Here is a 17357-nt window from a genome sequence, read left to right on the forward strand (position 1 = left end):
GGTGGGGCTTGATCGACGCGGTTGCGGTGTTTTCCACTGAGGCGGCAAAACTGCTGGCCACCGCCTTGGTCGGGCGGGTCGACAAGGGGCTGGGGCAGCTGGCGGGCATCGCCAGGGCCAAGTTCGGGGCGAAATTCGGCTCCGGGCCGGTCGCCGTGGCGGAGCTTCGCGAGCGGGTGCTGGCCGCTTGCCAGGACGATCCGGTGTTTCGCGCTGAGCTGATGGAAGCCGTCGCGGTGTTGAACGCGGCCGGGCAGCGGCCGCCTGCCGTCGAGGGTGTTGAGCCGTTTTTCAATCATGCTGAGCATCTCCGGGCGCCGCGTGAATCCGGGACCTGTCTCATTTACGGGCCGGTCGGGTCCGGGAAGACTGAGCTTGCCCGGCAGATCGCCGGGCTGGTGCGGGACCGGTTTCCGGGCGGCTGGATCGAGATCGATGTCGCGGAGTCGTGTACTGGCGCGGTGGTCGATCTGGCGCTCGTCAAACGGCAGGCGCTGCTGAAACTCGGCATTCCCGGCGGCGAGATCGCTGCCGACGACGCTGGTCTGGACCAGCAGTTCGGTTCCGTCTTGGCCACCCGGTTGTTCACCGTCATCCTCGACAACGTCGTGTCGGCGCGCGAAGTCGAGCTGTTCCGGCCGTTCCGGATGAACCTCGTGCTGGCGACCGCATCCGCACGCACCCGCGACCTCGACGCGCTCGATCCGTCGCCGATTCTGCTGGGCGGGCTCGAACTCGAGGGCGCGCGGGAAATGCTCGCCTACTATTGCGGCGCGGTCCGGCTCGACGCGGAACCCGACGCGGCCGACGCGTTGCTGGAAATGTCCGGCCGGATGCCGGCCGCGATTCGCGAGGTGGGGTTGAGCCTGGCGCGGCACAGCGGGGAGCCGTATCCGGTCAGCGGGCTTCTCGCGCGCTACCAGGCGGACGGGATTACGGACGCTGAGGGCGTCATCAATGACTCGCTCGCGCAGACTTTCGCCACGCTCGCGCCGGAAACCGTCGAGGCGGTCGCGTTGTTGTCCGGATTTCCCGGGCATTGGTTCACCCGCGAAACCGCGGTGGCCTACCTCGGGATGCCGGACGACGTTTTCGACGAGGTCGTCAGCGCGATGCTGACCGAGCAGGTCGGCGGCTGGCATCGGCTCACCGCGCTGGTGTCTCAGTACGCGGCCAAGCTTTCGGCAGATCGGGACGCGGCGTTTCTGCGGCTGTTGAGCCATGTCCGGGATCGGGCGGTCGCCGCGGACCTCGCGGGGGATGCCGGGCGGTTGCGCGAGTACGTGGTTCCGCCCGGTCTGTCGTGGACGCTTCCCGAGGACCGGATCAACTGGCTGCACCGGCATCTGGGGTTGATCACCGAGGTGGTCCGCGCCGCGGCTCGGCGGGGACGGCATGCGGAGGTGTGCCAGCTCGCCGGTGCGCTGGAAGTGCTGATCACCGCACGCTGGCTGTGGCGCGAGTACGCCGAGATCAGCGACCTCGCGGTGCGTGCGGCGGCGGCGCTGGCCGATGGCGAGCCGCAGGCGCTCTACGCGCGGACACTGTCCATGCGGGCCAAAACCTGGTTCCTGGCAAGGGCTTTCGACACCGCCGCCGCGGATCTTCAGCAGGCTTGGGAGCTGGCTGAGGCCGTCACCATCCGTCCGGCCCGACGGCAGCGGCTGCAATCGTCCGTGGCGGAGTTCCGGGCGCGGTTCTTCGAGGAGCGGGCCGACACGTTCCCCGCGGAGCGCGCCAGCTTGCTCGCCGAAGCCGAAGTCTGGCTGCGGAAAGCGATCGCGCTCGACCAGCACCTCGAACACGGCTACGCGCTTGGCATCCACCATCGGATGCTCGCTTCGGTCCTGATCAAGGCGGGACGTCCCGCAGAAGCGATGGCCGAGATCGAGAGCGGGCGTCAGCACGCGACCGGGCGCAACCTCAGTCGGCTGGACATGGTGGCTGCGCGAGCGTTTCTCGCGCTGGGCGACCTGGTACGCGCCCGGGAATGCTGGAGCCGCGCCCGCGCTGAGCTGAAATCCACTGGCGCGGACCAATACCAGTGGGAAGTCCGGGAAATCGAGGCGCGCATCCTCGCCGCGGAAGGCCGGCCGGAGGCCGCGCGGACGGCGTGGGGGCAGCTGATCGGCGACGCCTGGAAGCTCGGTCATCCCCGGACGAACGAATACGTCACCGAATTCGAATCGCTACCCTGACCCGGTGCCGTCCGAACTCCAGGTCGGTCCGTCCCAAGCAGAGCATCGACGCCGCCGCCAAGGGATCGACCTGACGCGAGTCCGGGACCAGTTCGTAGCGTCGGCCGCTCCGATCCGCGGCGAGGCAACGGTCTTCGAGCCGGGCGGCGGCGAATCGGGCGTCCGGCCACTGCTTGAGGACGGCGGCGGCCCAGTCGGGGAAGTCGACCTCGGCGTCGTCGGTGAACACGATGGCGGCCGCCGACAGTTCCCGCAGCGACGCGCGGGTGTGGTGCGCGATCACGTGCAGATGGTGCAGTCGCTGCGGCACGTCGGTCGCGGGCAGCCGGACGAGCACATCCGTCGACCCGTGTTCGCGGATGCCGGCGACGAACGCGACTGGTTCCGCCCGGGCCGGCGCGGTGACCGGGTAGCTGGTGAATTCCGCTGGTCCACTCGGTTCCGGCAGCTTCATCAGGCGGTAGCACGCGGCACGCAACAGTTCAGCCGACTGCCCGGGAACCGCGACCGCTTGCTTGGCGACAGGTTCGTAGCCGCCGGGAACATGCCGGTCGATCGCGTCGTCGATCTGCGCGGCCAAGGGACGGCCGGCGGCAAGCGTGTCCGTGCGCGCGGCGAGCATCGCGGCAGGAGAGCCGGGAACCGTTGCCGGAGAGGGGCATCCCGCCATCAGCAGCGGCCGGTCCAGCGCTGCGGCGTAGAGCGACACGGAGCTTTCGTCGCCGATCACGCAGGAGGATGCGGTAACCGCGGCCTGCCACCCGGTTTCGGACGGAATCACCAGCAGTCCGGCCTGTTTCGCTTCGGCGAGCCATGCGTCGAGCTGCCACGAGCTGTGCGCCGCCGCGATGCCGGGATGCAGGATCGCGCACACCGTCGTGGTGTCGACCGGAAGTTCGGCGACCAGCCGGAGCGGAAGGTCGGGATGCTGTCCGAGAACCGACGACGAACCCCAAGTGGACGCGATGGTCACGAGCTGTTTGCCCGGTCCGGCCAGCGCTGCGCGGTACTCGGCTGCCCGGTGCGCACCGGCCACGAGCCGGTCGAGGCACGGATCGCCGACGACCTCCGCTCGCTCGGCTGCTTCGGGGCTCGCCGCGCGGAGTTGATCGCGCTGCTCGGCGTGGGCGACGGCGATCAGCGCTGGGACGACCTGGCCGCGGTGCACGAGCCGTTCCGGGTTGAGGCCGGCGACGACTGAGCTGCCGGGATAGTACTTCTGGTGCCCGATCCCGTGCGGCAGCAGGACGACTGGGGCGCGAAGCAGGTGGAGATCGTCGTTTTCGCTGGCCGCGATCGCGAGGTCGAACTCGGTCGCGATCGCTTGCTGCCACGGGATTACCGCGGCGCCGAGGCGTTCCAGCAGCCGGGGGACCCCGGCCCCGAGGATGGCCGGACGTTCGCGGTCGAAGGTGAAAACGGTCTGGACGCGGTGGTCTCCGCTGAAGAGCGTGAGCACGTCGAGCAGCCGGTTGAGCGTCGTCACGGTCCGCACAACCACCAGGACGCGGCGCTCGAAACCGACGGTCAGCCAGTGGTCAAACCCAGGATCCACGGGCACTCTCCGTGACAAAAGTCCGGGGGGGGTAGGTATTTGCCATCAGACTGGGCACATCACCTGGCGAAACACTGGTGAAGCCTACCTGCCGCGCCCGGCCGGTCGAGGGAGTGCCCGTGACCACTGCCCGTGGTCGCGGATGCCGCGCTCAGTCCTTGCGGGCCACTCCGGCGAGCAGCAGCGACTCGTTGGCCGCGTCGAGCGGGACGGTCCGGTCGTCCGGGCCGGCTTCCTCCGGATGCCACAGCGGGGTCCAGGTGACGCCGGGCTCGAGCAGGGTGAAGTCCCCGAACAACGCGGTGATCTCGGCGCGGCGACGATAGACGAGGTCGGTGCCCGCGGCGGCGTACCGCTCCTTGGCGTCGGCGAGCAACCGCTCGCACTGCGGCGGGACACCCTCGTCGGTGACGTGCGACAGCGCCAGATACGAGCCGGGGACGAGGAGATCGCGGTACTCGGCGGTGACGCTGGGGCCGAGGTCCGCGGTGCTTTCGCTGCCGGGCGCGGGCGGCAGTCCGAAGTGCAGTACGGAGATGAGCAGCAGCGCGATCGGCCGGTCGACGTCGATGACGCCCGAACCGGCGAGCAGGGACCACAGCCGACGCGGGTCGCGCAGGTCGGCGTGCAGGGCGACCTGCCGGGCGGGGTCGCCTTTTTCGCGCAGCAGGCTGGTGGAATGCGCGACCGCGACCGGTTCGCAGTCGACGTACGCGACCTTCACCTCGCCCGGCGCGATCTGCTCGGCGATTTCGTGCGCGTGCCCCATCGTGGGGACGCCGGAACCGAGGTCGACGATCTGCCGGATTCCGGCGCGCACCAGATGCCGGACCACCCGGTGCAGAAACCGGCGGTTGGCCAGTGCGATCGGGCGCACCATCGGATAATCGCGCAGCATGCGTTCGGCGAACTGCCGGTCGATTTCCCAATTCGCGGTTCCGCCGAGGTAATAGTCGTAGACGCGGGCCACGCTGGGCTTGCTGAGATCGATCCCCGGCGGCGGAAAAGACTCGTGCTCCAGGCCAGTCACCAGTTTCTCCTCGTGGTCGACGGCGCGGGATCAGCGTAGCGGCTCTCCTGGCCCGCGGACAGCATTCGGACGGGTGCTGATCAGATCCGCTTCGGCCTCTTCGAGCAGAATCGCTGATTCCTCCGCCGAAAGGGCGACACTCGAAAGGGATTCCCACGATTGCAGATCGGTGTCGTAGGTTTCGGTGTCGTTCATGAAAGTCTGGACGCCGTTCGACGTTTCGGCGAATGAACGGTCGAGCTTGCTGTTGACGAACTGCAAAATGGTGAAATCGGGGCCGACGTGCAACGGGCCGTTGCCGAACGGCACGAACCGGATCGTCGCCGCGGGGTGCGTGCGGGCGAGGTTCAGCAGATGCCGGACCTGGCCGAGCGCGACGTACGGATTGTCCGTGCGCGCCCGGGTCAGCCGGTGGACCGCGCTTTCGCTGAGGATGAACTTGTACGTCCGGTCCGGGTAGTCGTCGAGGAGCTTCGCCCGCAGTTTGCGCTCGTGCACGGCGTCGCTCACGTCCGTGCGGCCGTAGGCCTGGAACTGCTCCATCATGTAGTCCTCGGTCTGCAGCATCCCGCTGATGCGCTCGCCGGTCCACTTCAGGACGATCGCGGCCTCCTGCTCGGCCTCGAACACCGGATGGAACCAGGCCGGGCTGGCCGCGAGGCGCCGCGCGTTCCACACCCGGTCGGCGCGGGCGGCGAGGTTGTACCGGCGCATCCGCTCCGCGTCGGCGGAATCGATCTCCAGGACGTCGATCCATTTGTCGAGCAAATGCGGATGGATCCGGGTCTTGCCGCGCTCCATCTTGCTGATGTTCGGCTGCGTGTAGCCGAGGGCGTCGCCGAGTTCGCCCTGGGTCTGCCCGCGTTCGACGCGGGCGGCGACGAGAATTTTGCCCAGTTCGACAAGCTGGGCTTCGACGGAAAGCCGGCTCACGAGGCGCGAGCCGTCCGATCAGGGGAGGAAACCACACCTTTTCCGGGCACGAAATCATGATAGTCCCTCGCATTACCGGCGGCCAAGACGGACGGGTTCGCCCGGTTGTCCGGGACGTTGTGCCGAATGGGGGACCGGGGCGGGCGATCTGTGCGCGATCAGCGGTCGAACTGCCCCTCGCGCAGCGCGCCCGCGAATGCGGCCCATTCCTGGTTGTCGAAGACGAGCGCGGGAGAACGGCCGATCTTGGAATCCCGTACCGCGACGACGTCGGGATCGCTGAGATTGATCTCCACGCAGTCGCCGCCGTTGCCGCCGCACGCCGAAGGCCGCTGCCAGGCCGCGTCGTCGAGCGAGGAACTCACGGTGTTCGGATCGTAAGAACTCATGGTTTCGTCCTTGTCAAGCCGTTGACTTTCTTCGGAATATTCAAACCTCAGGATCGGGGATGGAATATGCCGAAGCAAGGCGCTGACTTGCACAATGCCGAAATGGGCCGATAGGTTCACCTGTTTGGCGTCGGGACAGTTTTCTGGCGGTGATCGCGGCGGCGGAAGCTGTCCTTTTCCTGGCCGGGATTTGTCCAGCGCCTCAGCGTTATTGGCTGATCGGCAGCTTTCCGGCGAGTCGTGTCCGGGGTGCCGGAAGCCGCGCGGGCAAGGCATGTCAGAATATTCTGTCTCGGCCGGGCAGGCATGCATATTCCAGTCGGCAGATGCCGTGGGGCATGCGACGAACGGAGAACCTCGCGGCGGATTGGCTGAATGTCAATTTTCGGCGCCGATCTGGTTTTTTCGGGAAAATCACTGGTCAGAGCTCCCTGTGGCGTCTGGTGGCGCTGCGGTCGCAGTTCTCGGTGATCGGTTCTCGTCGAGCGTATGTTACCACTCTTGTGAGTGATGAAAGATTGTTCCCGATGCGCTAGGAATCACCGCCGACTTTCGGCTCGATGAGCGTTTCACTCCCTGTCATTGCCTTGCGTGCAATGCTTCGCCGTGCCTGTTAGCGCAGGTAGACGCAGGTCGGAGCGGGATGAGACGGCGGCGAACGGGAGTTCGGCCGGGGTGTTCGTTTTCGCTGAAGTTACCGGTGCCGTCGGGCAGAACCGGCGGACGATATTGCGCACGGTAGTTCTTCGTGTCTCTTTGCCGTTAACCGACCGCTGCCCGCCGCTCGGCGAGACGACCGTCAGTGGGTATCGAGGTCTGTGTGCGCTCGTGGCCAAGATGAGAAGCATCGAACTGGGTCGCGCGCCCGGAGAGATAAGTGTGGCCCCCTGCGGGAACAGGGGGCCACGGGGATGTCTGAAACTCGCTTCGAGGCTAAGGACCAGACGAAATGACTCTACCGCTGGAGAACACCGGCCCGCTAGACGACGACCGCGCCGGACGGGTGGAACGCGTCGAATTCGGTGCCGCCGTCGCCCCAGCCCGCGGCGGGAAACGGATCGCGACCCGCGACGAGATGCTGGCCGCCGCCACGAAAGTCTTCGCCCGCCGCGGTCCGGGACGGCACCGCAAGCCGGTCGCGAGGGACCGATGGGTGTGCGCGGCGTCCGAAATGCTGTCGTGGCTGGCCCCGGTGTTGTGGGGGTGCTTGCAGCTGTCCTTCGCCGCGAGCGTGATCAGCGCGGTGGTGCTGCTGATCAGCCCGGTGGTCGGGGTCGCGGTCGCCGGGCTGGTGCTGATCTGCAGCGCGGTGCTGTTCAACCAGGCCCGGCCGAGCCACCGCCGGTAGCTTTCCGGCGCGAGCCGCCCGATCTCCGGTACGCTGAACCCGTGCCGGAGTTTCAGCTGCCGCTCTACGGAGCCGACCTCGACCGTGGCGACCTCGCTCCCTGAGTCGTCCCGTTTTCCGTCCTCCAGCACACTTTTCACCATTCAGGGAGCTTCCTCATGCCCGGCGAAAGCCTGCGCGCGTTCATCCATGCCCTGCCCAAAGCCGAGTTGCACGTCCACCTCGTCGGTTCCGCCGGCGTGGACACGGTTCTCGCCCTCGCCCGCCGCCATCCGGAAGCGGGCGTGCCCGCGGATCGCGCGGAACTGGAGCAATTCTTCGAATTCCGCGATTTCGACCATTTCCTCAAGGTCTACTGGGCCGTGCAATCGATGCTCAAAGACCGCCGCGACATCCGTGCGCTCGTGATCGGTCTCGCCGCCGAACTCGCGCGCCAGAACGTCCGCTACGCCGAAGTGACTGTCACGCCGTACAACCACCTCCTCGACGGCATGCCCGGCGACGAACTGCTCACCGGACTCGTCGAGGGCCGCGCCGTCGCGAGGGCGGAGCACAACGTGGAACTGGCCTGGTGCTTTGACATTCCAGGGGAGAAGGGCGTCCGGGCCGGCCGGGAGACCGCGGTGTTCGCACTGCGGGAACGTCCGGACGGACTGGTCGGCTTCGGCCTCGGCGGCCCGGAGATCGGTGTCGGCCGGGCGCAGTTCGAACCGTTCTTCACCGCCGCGCGCGAGGCGGGCCTGCACAGCGTGCCGCACGCGGGGGAAACGAGCGGTCCCGCCACGATCTGGTCGGCCGTGCACGACCTCGGCGCGGAACGCATCGGCCACGGCACCAGTTGCACGGCGGACCCGGCGCTGCTGGCCTGGCTCGCCGAACACCGGATCCCGGTCGAGGTGTGCCCGACGTCGAACGTCCGGACCCGCCAGGTGCCCTCGATCGCCGCCCACCCGGTCCGGCGCATGCTCGACCACGGCCTGGTCGTCACGCTCAACACTGACGACCCGCCGATGTTCGGCGCGACCCTCGAAGGCGAGTACCTGGCGGTCGCGACGAGTCTCGGGCTGCGCGCGGCCGAGGTGGCTCGGCTGGCGAAGAACGCGGTGGCGGCCTCGTTCCTGGAAGATGCGGCCAAGGCGGCGATGGCGGCTGAGATCGATCAGGTGGTCGCGAGCGGAACGGGTGCCGAGGCTTGACCGGAGGAGATCGGCTGCGAAGGCCGGTCAGGCTCGCACCGGCTGGGTCGCTTTCCGGTCGCTGACCTGCCGAAGCAAGGTCAATGCCTCCTCCGAAGCCGATCCTTCCGGAGTGGTGCACACAATCAGCACTTGCTCCGGCGACCGAGCCACCGACAGCGTCTGCTGGGTCACCGTCACCCGTCCGACCACCGGATGCCGCAGCTCGTAGGAATCGGCATCGCAGGGCCCGACGCGGTGGTCTCGCCACAGGGAGACGAACTCCGGGCTTTTCATCGTCAGCTCGCCGATCAGTTCGGCGAGCAGCGGGTCGTCCGGGTGTTTTCCGACGGTGATGCGCAGGTTGCCGACCACCGCGCGGGCCTTGCGTTTCCAATCCGCGTACAGCTCGCGACAGTGCGGGTCCAGGAACAGCATCCGGCTCAGGTTGGGGCGTTGGGCCAGGTCGAGGTGCCCGGCCAGCAGGGCGTGCCCGAGAGGGTTCCAGGCGAGGACGTCTGTCCGGCGGCCGAGCACCAGCGCCGGGACGCCGTCGAGCGCGCGGAGGAGGTCGCGCGTTTCGTCGGCGAGCTTCTCCGGGCGTGGACGGCGCGGCTTGAGCGTGCGGCGGGCCGCGTCGGCGAGGCGGTCCAAGTGGGCTCGTTCGTGGGTGTCCAGTTGCAGGGCGCGGGCGATCGCGTCGAGCACCTCGGCTGACGCGCCGCGCGAGAGACCCTGCTCCAGCCGCGTGTAGTACGAGACGCTGACGCCGGCCAGGTGCGCCAGCTCTTCCCTGCGCAGTCCGGCGACCCGGCGGCGCGGTCCGACGTCCGGCAAGCCGACGTCGGAGGGGCGCAGCCGGGCGCGTCGGGCGTGCAGGAAGTCTCCTAGCGGGCCAGCGGTCATGGGCTCCACTATCCGCCGCGGCGCACAGCGCTGCCACACCCTGCGCGGGGTAGGAAAACGCGGGAGTGGTCCGGGCTCGCCGGTCCGCGCAGGCTCGGTCGCATGGACGAGATCATGCTGGGCGACGTCACGGTCACCCGCGTCAAAGAGTTCTCCGGTTCGGTGGAGATGACTCCGGACCAGTTCTTCCCGGACAGTCCGGCGGGCTCGTGGGAGGAGCATCGCGGCTGGCTGGCCCCCGATTTCTGGGATCCGGAGACCGGTGAGTGCCAGTCGGCGATCCAGTCGTGGCTGCTGCGCAGCGAGGGCCGCACGATCCTCGTCGACACCGGCGTCGGCAACCACAAGGACCGGCCGTACGCGCCGGTGTGGAGCCGCCTCGACACCGGCTACCTCGACCACCTCGCCGCCGCTGGGATCTCACCTGAGGACGTTGATGTCGTCATCAACACCCACTTGCATATCGATCACGTCGGCTGGAATACGCGCCTCGACGGCCGCGCCTGGGTGCCGACCTTTCCGAACGCCACGTACCTCATGCCGTTGCGGGACTTCGAGTTCTGGGATCCGGCCAACGAAAACGAGACCGTGCTCGGGCGCGGGAACCAGAACGTCTTCGAGGACAGCGTCGCGCCGGTGCGGCAGGCGGGGCAGGTCCAGTTGTGGGACGGGACCTGCCGGATCGACCGGAATCTGCGGCTCGACCTCGCGCCAGGGCACACTCCCGGCTCGTCCGTGCTGACGCTGGACTCCGGCGGCGACCGGGCGCTGTTCGTCGGCGATCTGGTGCACACCCCGCTGCAGATCGCGGAGCCGGAGACCAACTCCTGCTTCTGCGAGGACCCGGCGGAGGCGCGGGCGACCCGGCGCACCCTGCTCGGCCGGGCCGCGGAGGACAACGCACTGCTTTTCCCCGCGCACTTTCCCGGCTCCGGCGCGGCCGAGGTCGAGCGGGACGGGTCGAAGTTCGCCATCAAGAAGTGGGCCGGGTTCTCCCGGATCTCCTGAAGGGATTCTCGTGTCTCAGCAAGAAAATCCGGTCATCGAGACCGCAGCGGGCGCGGTGCGCGGCCTTCGCGACGAGGCGGGCGAGCTCTACCGGGCCATTCCCTACGCCGCGGCTCCGATCGGTCCAGGCCGGTTCACCGCGCCGGAGCCGCACCCGGGCTGGTCCGGAGTACGCGACGGCACGCAGCCGTCGCCGACCGCTCCGCAGCCCACGCGTGACTTCGGGCGGCTCGACATGACTCCGTATTTCGGGCCGGGCTGGGTTCCCGGTGAGGAATACCTGACCCTCGACGTGCGCACACCAGCCGCGGACGCTGGCAACCGTCCAGTCATGGTCTTCGTGCACGGCGGCGGGTTTGTCACCGGCTCGACCCGTGCGGCGCTCTACGACGGCAGCGCGTTCGCCCGCGACGGAATCGTCCTCGTCACGGTGAACTACCGGCTCGGCATTCCCGGTTTCCTTGCGCTGGAAGGAGCTCCGGACAATCGCGGGCTGCTCGACGTCCTCGCCGCGCTCCGCTGGGTGCGCGACTCGATCGCCGCGTTCGGCGGGGATCCGGGGAACGTCACGGTGTTCGGGCAATCCGCGGGGGCGACCCTCACCTGTGCACTGCTCGCGATGCCGGAGGCCGCCGGATTGTTCCGGCGCGCGATTGTCCAAAGCGGAAACGGCACAGGTGCGTTCACGCCGGAGCAAGCGCACCGGGTCACCACGGCCGCGGCCGCCGCATTGGGTACTGAACCGACTGCGGCGGCATTCGGGGAGATCTCCGACGAGCGGTTCCTCGAGATCTTGCCCGCGCTGTCCGGGCTGGACCTGCGCACCGCGACCGCTGCGGATCCGCTCGCCGGGCTCAGCCCGTTCAGCCTGGTTCTGCCGGTGCAGCCCGCCGGCAGCCTGGTCAGCGACGTCGACCTGCTGATCGGCACGAACACCGAGGAAGGTCGGCTTTACGTCGTGCCGCAAGGAAAGCCGGACGCTGCCGCCGACCAGCTGGGCGAGTTGTTGTTCGGCGCTGGCACCGCTGAGATGGCACAGGCGCACGGTGAGATCGGTCGCACGTATGTCTATTCGTTCAGCTACCGCTCCACGGCACTGGACGGACGGCTCGGCGCGGCGCATACCGTCGAGCTGCCGTTCGTCTTCGATCTCGCGGACGAACCGTGGCTGCACGGCGACACCGGCCTGCTGGGACCGGACGCTGCTCCGGCCGGTCTCGCGGCGGAGGTGCATGGTGCGTGGGTCGCGTTCGCCCGGACCGGCGAGCCAGGCTGGGCAGAGGCTGAACCGCATCGATTCGGCTGAACCTCACCGAGCGGTGGCGCCCCGGCGTCGAAGATCAGCCTGATAACTCCCCGGCGTCTGGCCGAGGATCGCGGAGAAGGTCTCGATGAAGCTGGTCGGGTTGGCCCATCCGCAGCGCAGCGCGGTATCGGTCACCGAACAGCCCTGTCCGAGATACACCAGCGCGTGCTGGATCCGCAGCTGCGAGCGCCACTGCGAGAAGCTCATCCCCAGCTCGACGCGGAACAGCCGGCTGAGTGTCCGCTCGCTGGCCCCCGCCGCCCGGCCGAGCTCGCCGAGGGTGGCCGTCTCGGCCGGGTTCCCGCGCAGGAGATCAGTGACCGCGCGGAGCCGGTCGTCGGCGGGTTCGGGCAGGTAGATCGCCTGCTCCGGGACTTCGGTCAGCTCGTCGACCAGCACCCGGAGCAGCCGGTCGCCGACGTCCGGCCGCAAGGTCGTGCCGCCGGTCAGTTTCAAGACCGCGGCGCGCAGCAACGCGGACACTGTGAAGACAGTCGGCGTGGCAGGGAGTGCGGAACACAGTTCGGCGGGCACTTCGAGAATGCTGATCTCGGTCTCGCCGTAAGCGCGGTGCCCGTGGTCGAAGGAGGGCGGCGTCCAGGAGATGCGATCCGCGGGCGCGACCCACGTGCCTCGTTCGGTGGTGGTGGCCAGCAGCCCGCTCGCCGCGTACAGCAGCTGTCCCCGGGCGTGCTGATGCGCGGCGACCCCTTCCCCGTGGGCCAGCGACCAGCGGCCCTGGATGGGATCGTCGCCCGACCAGCAGAGGTGGCGGCGTTTCGGCATCGGCTCCCAGGATACCGCCGGACGGCCTGCCGGTGATCTTGGCGGGATCCCGGTATCGGCTGTCCGGCGGGCGGTGGCAGCGGATTCTCCGCCCGGCGATGCTGGTCAGGAAAGCCGGATTAGCGTGCTGAGGCAGGGGGGCCGAATGACGATCGCGGTGCGGGAAAAGCGGTCCGAGGACGGCGTCCGGATGGAACTGGTGCTGGGCGCGCTCACCGCCGGGCGCCTCGCCGCCCGGATCGGTGCCGCCGCCACGCTCGTTCTCGGCGCCTAGGTCACCGCAGCTGGATTCGGCTGCCTGGCTCTTTGGCACGGCCGTCGGCACGACATGAGGACCAGCCTCGGGCTCAGGGGCTCGGTTTCAGCATCGCGTTCCCGGCTCTGCTGACCTGTGCGTGCAGTCCGTTCCGGTGGGCCTTCGGGTCCGTCCGAGACTAGGAGATCCCCGATGACAGAGGAACTTTCCACCGCCGACCGGCAGGCGATCGCCGACTTGATGACCGGCTGGATCCATCGCGATCGCGAGGACTGGGACGCGCTCGCGAACCTCTTCCACGGCGACGCGACCCTGACGATCCTCTGGTTTTCCGGTCCGGCCGAGCACTTTGTCGACGGGGCACGCCGGATGAGCGGCGGACCGTTGCGCAGCAAGCACTTCATCGGCGCTCCGGTGATCGAGGCCGTCGGCGATCGTGCCTTCGTGGAGACCAATGCGATGCTTGTCGCCGATCACCTGGAACTCGGGATCGGCGTGACCGTCCACAACAGATTCCTCGACCGGGTCGAGCGGCGCAACGGCAGCTGGCGCATCGTGCGTCGCGATTCCGTTTACGACATGGGCGGCTTCACCTACCCCTTCGGGGTTCGCCCCACCGATGAACTAGCTCATCCGCGCGAGTACGCCGCGTTGGCATATCTGCTGGAACACAGCGGACATCAAGTGCCCGCTACCTGTCCAACCCGCTTCAGCGAACGGGAACAAGAAATCCTCCGAGAAGGCCGCACCTGGTTGACGGGAGTCTCCGCATGACTGGCATCCACCGTCCGCTCCGCGATCCGGCCGTCAACGCCGTCATCGAAAAGCTCGTCGCGGCTCAACAATACCCGGCTGGCGACCCCCGCAACGGCCTCGAACGAGACCCGCACGAATACAGCGACTACGGGTTCTCGATCTCCCCGGAACAAGGCGACCTCATCTATCTGTTGTGCCGCGGCATCCGCGCCACCCGCACCGTCGAATTCGCCACCTCGGTCGGCCTGTCGACGCTCTATGCCGCGGCCGCGGTGCGCGACAACGGCGGAGGCACGGTGATCGGTGCGGAGCTGGTGCCCGCCAAGGTCGCCGCGGCCCGCCGGAACCTCGCCGACGCCGGACTGGCCGACTACGCCGAAATCCGGGAAGGCGACGCCCGGGTGACGTTGCGCGACCTCGGCGGCCAGATCGACTTCGCGCTGATCGACGGGTGGCTGGGCGCTGAGCCGTCGCTTGCCCGCGAGGTAATCGAACTCGTCGCACCGCACCTCCGGATCGGCGGCTATGTGCTGAATGACAACGCCGAACCCGATTTCCTCGCCTGGATTCGCGACCCGGCTAACGGATTCGTGTCGGTCGCGCTGCCTTTGCACGGCGGCACCGAGCTGTGCGTCAAGGCAGCCGAGCGGGAACGCTGAGATGGGGAAGCTCAGCGACAAGGTCGCCCTCGCCACCGGGGGCAGCCGGGGCGTCGGCCGGACGCCTGGCTCGCGATGGCGCCTTGGTCGCGGTGCACTACGGCCGCAACGAGACCGCTGCCCGGGGAGACGGTCGCTGCGATCAACGAGGCAGGCGACCGGGCCTTCCGTTGGGTGCCGAGCTCGGCGTTCCCGATGACGCGGCGGCCCTCACCGCCGCACTGGACACAGACCTCGACATCCTGGTGCACAACGCCAGCCGCTACCTCCTGCACCGGCCGATCGAGGTCCTCACCCCGGAGGAATTCGACGAAATGTTCGCGGTCAACGTCAAAGCCCCGTTCTTCTTGCCTCAGCGACTCTTGCCCCGGCTGCGCGACGGCGGGCGGATCATCGCCGTCTCGTCGGTCGCCACCGGGTCACGGCGCCGGACGGCATCGCGTATCCGATGACCAAGGGCGCGCTCGACATGTTCAGCCAAACCCTGGCCTAGCACCTGGCTCCCCGCGGGATCACGGTGAATTCCGTCGGGGTCGGCTACCCGCGGACCGACCTGACAGCAGCGCTGCTGGAAGTCCCGCACAACCTGGAACACAACCTCAGCCGGACCGCGCTCGGCCGCATCGGCGAGGTCGAGGACATCGCGGACGCGGTCGCCTTTCTCGCCTCGGACGACGCTCGCTGGATCGCCGGCACGCAACTCGACGTGTCCGGCGGCGTCGGCCGGTAGCGGTCACGAGTCCGCGGGGCTGATCTCCAGCGGCGCGGCCGCCCCGCCGGCGAGCTGCTGCCGCTGGGTGACCGCGTGGTCGAGCTGCCGCGCCAGATGCGGGACGTTCGCCGAGGTCAGGTAGGTCTCCGCGCCGGCGTCGAGCAGCCGCCGGACCGGTCCGTGGTAGCTGACGCCCAGCTCCGCGTCCTCGACCTCGGCGAGCACGACCCGCGCCTTCGGGAACTGCGCCCGGAGGCCGCCGATCAGCTGCGGGCTGACCGGCGGCACGAGCAGCACGTCGGCGGTGGCCGGCGCCGAGTGCAGGTCCAGCACGAGGTAGTCGGAGCCGAGTTCGGCGGACAGCGACATCCGGGCCGAGGCCGACAGCTTCATCGCGGTGGCGACCACGGTCACGTCGTCGTAGTCCGTCCGCGGCGGTTCGGGCGCGCGGCCGGCGCTGGAGATCGTCGCGACCGGGTCGCCGTCCCTGGTGAGGATCAGGTTTTCGCCCGGCCCGAGCGCGTCGATCAGGTCCACGACGTCCCTGGGAAGGTGGCTGACGTCGATCTGCCGCGCCCGCTCGCCGGTCATGACCCGGCCGGTCGGCTCGGCAACTGTCTGGAGCGCGGCGCCCGCGGTGGGATCGTCATGGAACTCGATCGTCCCACAACCGCGCCGCCTTGTCCGGTGCTTCGGGTGATGGCGGTTTTTCGCCAGCGTTTCCCGCTCCGCCCTTTCTACGCTCGACCCGTGCATTCGGATCACATTCGCGGCCCCGTCGTCTGGTTCATTTCACTCGCCGCCGCGCTGGGCACCGCGGCCATCTACCCGTTGCAGCCCGCGATCGCCGAGGTCGGCGGAGCACTCGGCACGTCGCTCGGCTCGGTCGGCGTCGCACTCGCCTGCGGACCGGTCGGCTACCTGTGCGGACTCGCGTTGCTGGTGCCGCTCGTCGACCAGTTTCCGCCGCGCTACGTCCTGTCGGCGCAGTTCGGCGCGCTCGCGGTCGCGTTGGGGCTGAACGCGATGGTCGGCCAGGTCTGGTTGCTCGGCTTGGTGCTCGGCGTGCTCGGTGCGTGCTCGTCGGCAGGCGCCGGGCTGAGTTCAGTGACCGCTCGGTTAGCGAGCCCGGACCGGCGAGCCACCGCGCTGGGAATCGTCACCGCTGGGATCTCAGCGGGCATCCTCGCGGGCCGCATCGTCGGCGGTTGGCTGTCCGACCTGCTTGGCTGGCGCGCGATGCTGGGCGTTCTCGCTGCCGGATGCGCGGTGGTCGCGGTGGCGGTGCTGCTCGTGCTTCCTTCGGTGTCCGGTGGGAACAATCGTGGCTACCTCGCCACGTTGCGCACGATTCCGGGGCTATACCTGCGCTATCCGGTGCTTCGGCTCGCGGCGGTTCGGGGGACGCTTTGGTTCTTCGCGTTCTGTGCGGTGTGGTCTGGGATCGCGGTTGCTCTGTCCAGGCCGCCCTTTTCGTATACTGCCGAGCAGATCGGGTTGTACGCTTTTGCTGGCATTCTCGGGATGTTGGCCACTCGAATCGCGGGTGCGTGGACTGATCGCGTGGGGGCCCGTCGGGTTGTCCTTTGCGGGCTGGGCCTTGCTGGAGTTTCCAGCGCGGTGCTTGCCGTTGCCTTGCCCAGCACTGTTTCGACGTTGATCTGCTTGGCGCTGTTTGACGCGGGGCTGTTCGCCGCGCAGGTGGCGAATCAGAGCACGGTGCTGGCGATCGAGCCTGGTGCGCCTGCGCGGTTCAATAGTGCTTACATGGTGGTGTATTTCGCTGGGGGAAGCCTTGGCACCGCGTTCGGTGCTACCGCGGCTGAGCGGATCGGGTGGCCGCTGACGGCGTTGGTTACCGCTGCGGTGCTCGTGGCCGCGGGGGTTGTCACTCTGCTCGCTCGGGAGAGCCCGGCTGAGTCGACGGCTGTCGCCCCGGACGAAGGTAGGTCAGCGTGTGATGGGACACCTGCCGCCCCGCGTCGTCGGTGACCGTCGCGGTGCCGTAGATCGTCCGGCGGCCGGTTCGGGTCAGGGACGACTCGCAGGTCAGATCCGACCGTGCCGCGCCGAGGAACGCGGTCGTCATGTTCACCGTGACGGCCGGTTCCTCGGGCCCGAGAGCGGAGAGGATCGCGATCCAGCAGGTGACGTCGGCGAGCGTCATGGCGCAGCCGCCCTGCAGAACGTCGCCGGGACGGAAGAACTCCGGACGGGCGGGCAGGGAAAGGGTCGCGACGCCCGGTTCGACCGACTTCACCACCAAACCCCACCACGGCCCGAACGGGCTGCTGTCGATGATTTCCTGCGCCCGCACCGTGTCCACGCGCAGAAACATAA

General features: G+C 68.5%; 19 protein-coding genes. 11 read left to right on the forward strand and 8 right to left on the reverse strand.

Translation table 11 applies throughout. The annotated features are described in order from the left end of the window. The first annotated feature begins 8 nt into the window (after positions 1-8). Positions 9-2198, forward strand: a complete 2190-nt coding sequence (locus H4281_RS14610) for a hypothetical protein (protein WP_182891422.1) — start codon at positions 9-11, stop codon at positions 2196-2198. Here the strand turns inward: H4281_RS14610 and H4281_RS14615 are convergent. From H4281_RS14615 to H4281_RS14630, 4 genes are all read right to left on the reverse strand, one after another. Beyond that, the gene (locus tag H4281_RS14615; RefSeq protein ID WP_182891423.1) at positions 2173-3753 is read right to left on the reverse strand and encodes a hypothetical protein; all 1581 of its coding nucleotides are present in this window, start codon (positions 3751-3753) and stop codon (positions 2173-2175) included. The genes H4281_RS14610 and H4281_RS14615 overlap by 26 nt on opposite strands. Before the next feature lie 151 nt (positions 3754-3904). Continuing rightward, a complete protein-coding gene (locus tag H4281_RS14620; protein WP_182891556.1) occupies positions 3905-4774 on the reverse strand; it encodes an SAM-dependent methyltransferase in 870 nt (289 codons plus the stop codon). Between the two features lie 39 nt (positions 4775-4813). Then, on the reverse strand, positions 4814-5716 hold the full coding sequence (locus H4281_RS14625; protein WP_182891424.1) for a Scr1 family TA system antitoxin-like transcriptional regulator: 903 nt from the start codon (positions 5714-5716) through the stop codon (positions 4814-4816). Positions 5717-5874: 158 nt separating this feature from the next. Next, positions 5875-6105 (reverse strand): DUF397 domain-containing protein, encoded by a 231-nt coding sequence (locus H4281_RS14630; RefSeq protein ID WP_182891425.1) that lies wholly within the window; start codon positions 6103-6105, stop codon positions 5875-5877. Between the two features lie 949 nt (positions 6106-7054). On the opposite strand from H4281_RS14630, the gene H4281_RS14635 reads away from it, so the two are divergent. Further along, positions 7055-7453: a hypothetical protein gene (locus H4281_RS14635; RefSeq protein ID WP_182891426.1), complete on the forward strand. Its 399-nt coding sequence runs from the start codon at positions 7055-7057 to the stop codon at positions 7451-7453. Between the two features lie 158 nt (positions 7454-7611). Beyond that, on the forward strand, positions 7612-8649 hold the full coding sequence (add, locus tag H4281_RS14640) for an adenosine deaminase (RefSeq protein WP_182891427.1): 1038 nt from the start codon (positions 7612-7614) through the stop codon (positions 8647-8649). 27 nt (positions 8650-8676) lie between these two features. Here add and H4281_RS14645 read toward each other — a convergent pair whose 3' ends face one another. Then, positions 8677-9534: a helix-turn-helix domain-containing protein gene (locus tag H4281_RS14645; protein WP_182891428.1), complete on the reverse strand. Its 858-nt coding sequence runs from the start codon at positions 9532-9534 to the stop codon at positions 8677-8679. 102 nt (positions 9535-9636) lie between these two features. Here H4281_RS14645 and H4281_RS14650 point away from each other — a divergent pair, with 102 nt between their 5' ends. Both H4281_RS14650 and H4281_RS14655 read left to right on the forward strand, forming a co-directional pair. Beyond that, positions 9637-10542 (forward strand): MBL fold metallo-hydrolase, encoded by a 906-nt coding sequence (locus H4281_RS14650; protein ID WP_182891429.1) that lies wholly within the window; start codon positions 9637-9639, stop codon positions 10540-10542. A 10-nt stretch (positions 10543-10552) separates the two neighbouring features. Next, positions 10553-11848: a carboxylesterase/lipase family protein gene (locus H4281_RS14655; protein WP_182891430.1), complete on the forward strand. Its 1296-nt coding sequence runs from the start codon at positions 10553-10555 to the stop codon at positions 11846-11848. 3 nt (positions 11849-11851) lie between these two features. Here H4281_RS14655 and H4281_RS14660 read toward each other — a convergent pair whose 3' ends face one another. Beyond that, entirely contained in the window at positions 11852-12634 is a 783-nt protein-coding gene (locus H4281_RS14660) for an AraC family transcriptional regulator (RefSeq protein WP_182891431.1), read from the reverse strand. A gap of 145 nt (positions 12635-12779) precedes the next feature. Between H4281_RS14660 and H4281_RS46190 the strand changes: the two genes are divergently transcribed. The 5 genes from H4281_RS46190 (at position 12780) to H4281_RS46200 (ending at position 15035) form a co-directional block, all read left to right on the forward strand. Continuing rightward, positions 12780-12908, forward strand: coding sequence for a hypothetical protein (locus tag H4281_RS46190; protein ID WP_255750830.1), 129 nt, complete (start codon positions 12780-12782; stop codon positions 12906-12908). 174 nt (positions 12909-13082) lie between these two features. Next, positions 13083-13664 carry a nuclear transport factor 2 family protein gene (locus H4281_RS14665; RefSeq protein WP_182891432.1) on the forward strand — a complete coding sequence of 194 codons (582 nt, stop codon included), beginning with the start codon at positions 13083-13085 and terminating at the stop codon, positions 13662-13664. Continuing rightward, positions 13661-14305 carry an O-methyltransferase gene (locus H4281_RS14670; RefSeq protein WP_182891433.1) on the forward strand — a complete coding sequence of 215 codons (645 nt, stop codon included), beginning with the start codon at positions 13661-13663 and terminating at the stop codon, positions 14303-14305. The genes H4281_RS14665 and H4281_RS14670 overlap by 4 nt, the downstream gene beginning before the upstream one ends. Before the next feature lie 92 nt (positions 14306-14397). Then, a complete protein-coding gene (locus H4281_RS46195; protein WP_255751379.1) occupies positions 14398-14757 on the forward strand; it encodes an SDR family NAD(P)-dependent oxidoreductase in 360 nt (119 codons plus the stop codon). Between the two features lie 65 nt (positions 14758-14822). Next, entirely contained in the window at positions 14823-15035 is a 213-nt protein-coding gene (locus tag H4281_RS46200) for an SDR family oxidoreductase (protein WP_255750829.1), read from the forward strand. Between the two features lie 3 nt (positions 15036-15038). Here H4281_RS46200 and H4281_RS14680 read toward each other — a convergent pair whose 3' ends face one another. Further along, the gene (locus H4281_RS14680) at positions 15039-15608 is read right to left on the reverse strand and encodes a hypothetical protein (protein WP_182891434.1); all 570 of its coding nucleotides are present in this window, start codon (positions 15606-15608) and stop codon (positions 15039-15041) included. Between H4281_RS14680 and H4281_RS14685 the strand changes: the two genes are divergently transcribed. After that, complete coding sequence (locus tag H4281_RS14685; RefSeq protein WP_312872114.1) at positions 15570-17009, forward strand: MFS transporter; 1440 nt, start codon at positions 15570-15572, stop codon at positions 17007-17009. The two genes, H4281_RS14680 and H4281_RS14685, sit on opposite strands and share 39 nt — an antisense overlap. Here H4281_RS14685 and H4281_RS14690 read toward each other — a convergent pair. Next, entirely contained in the window at positions 16906-17343 is a 438-nt protein-coding gene (locus H4281_RS14690) for a PaaI family thioesterase (RefSeq protein WP_220507174.1), read from the reverse strand. The genes H4281_RS14685 and H4281_RS14690 overlap by 104 nt on opposite strands. Positions 17344-17357 lie beyond the last annotated feature (14 nt).

The organism is Amycolatopsis dendrobii (genome assembly GCF_014145675.1).
GTDB lineage: Bacteria > Actinomycetota > Actinomycetes > Mycobacteriales > Pseudonocardiaceae > Amycolatopsis > Amycolatopsis dendrobii.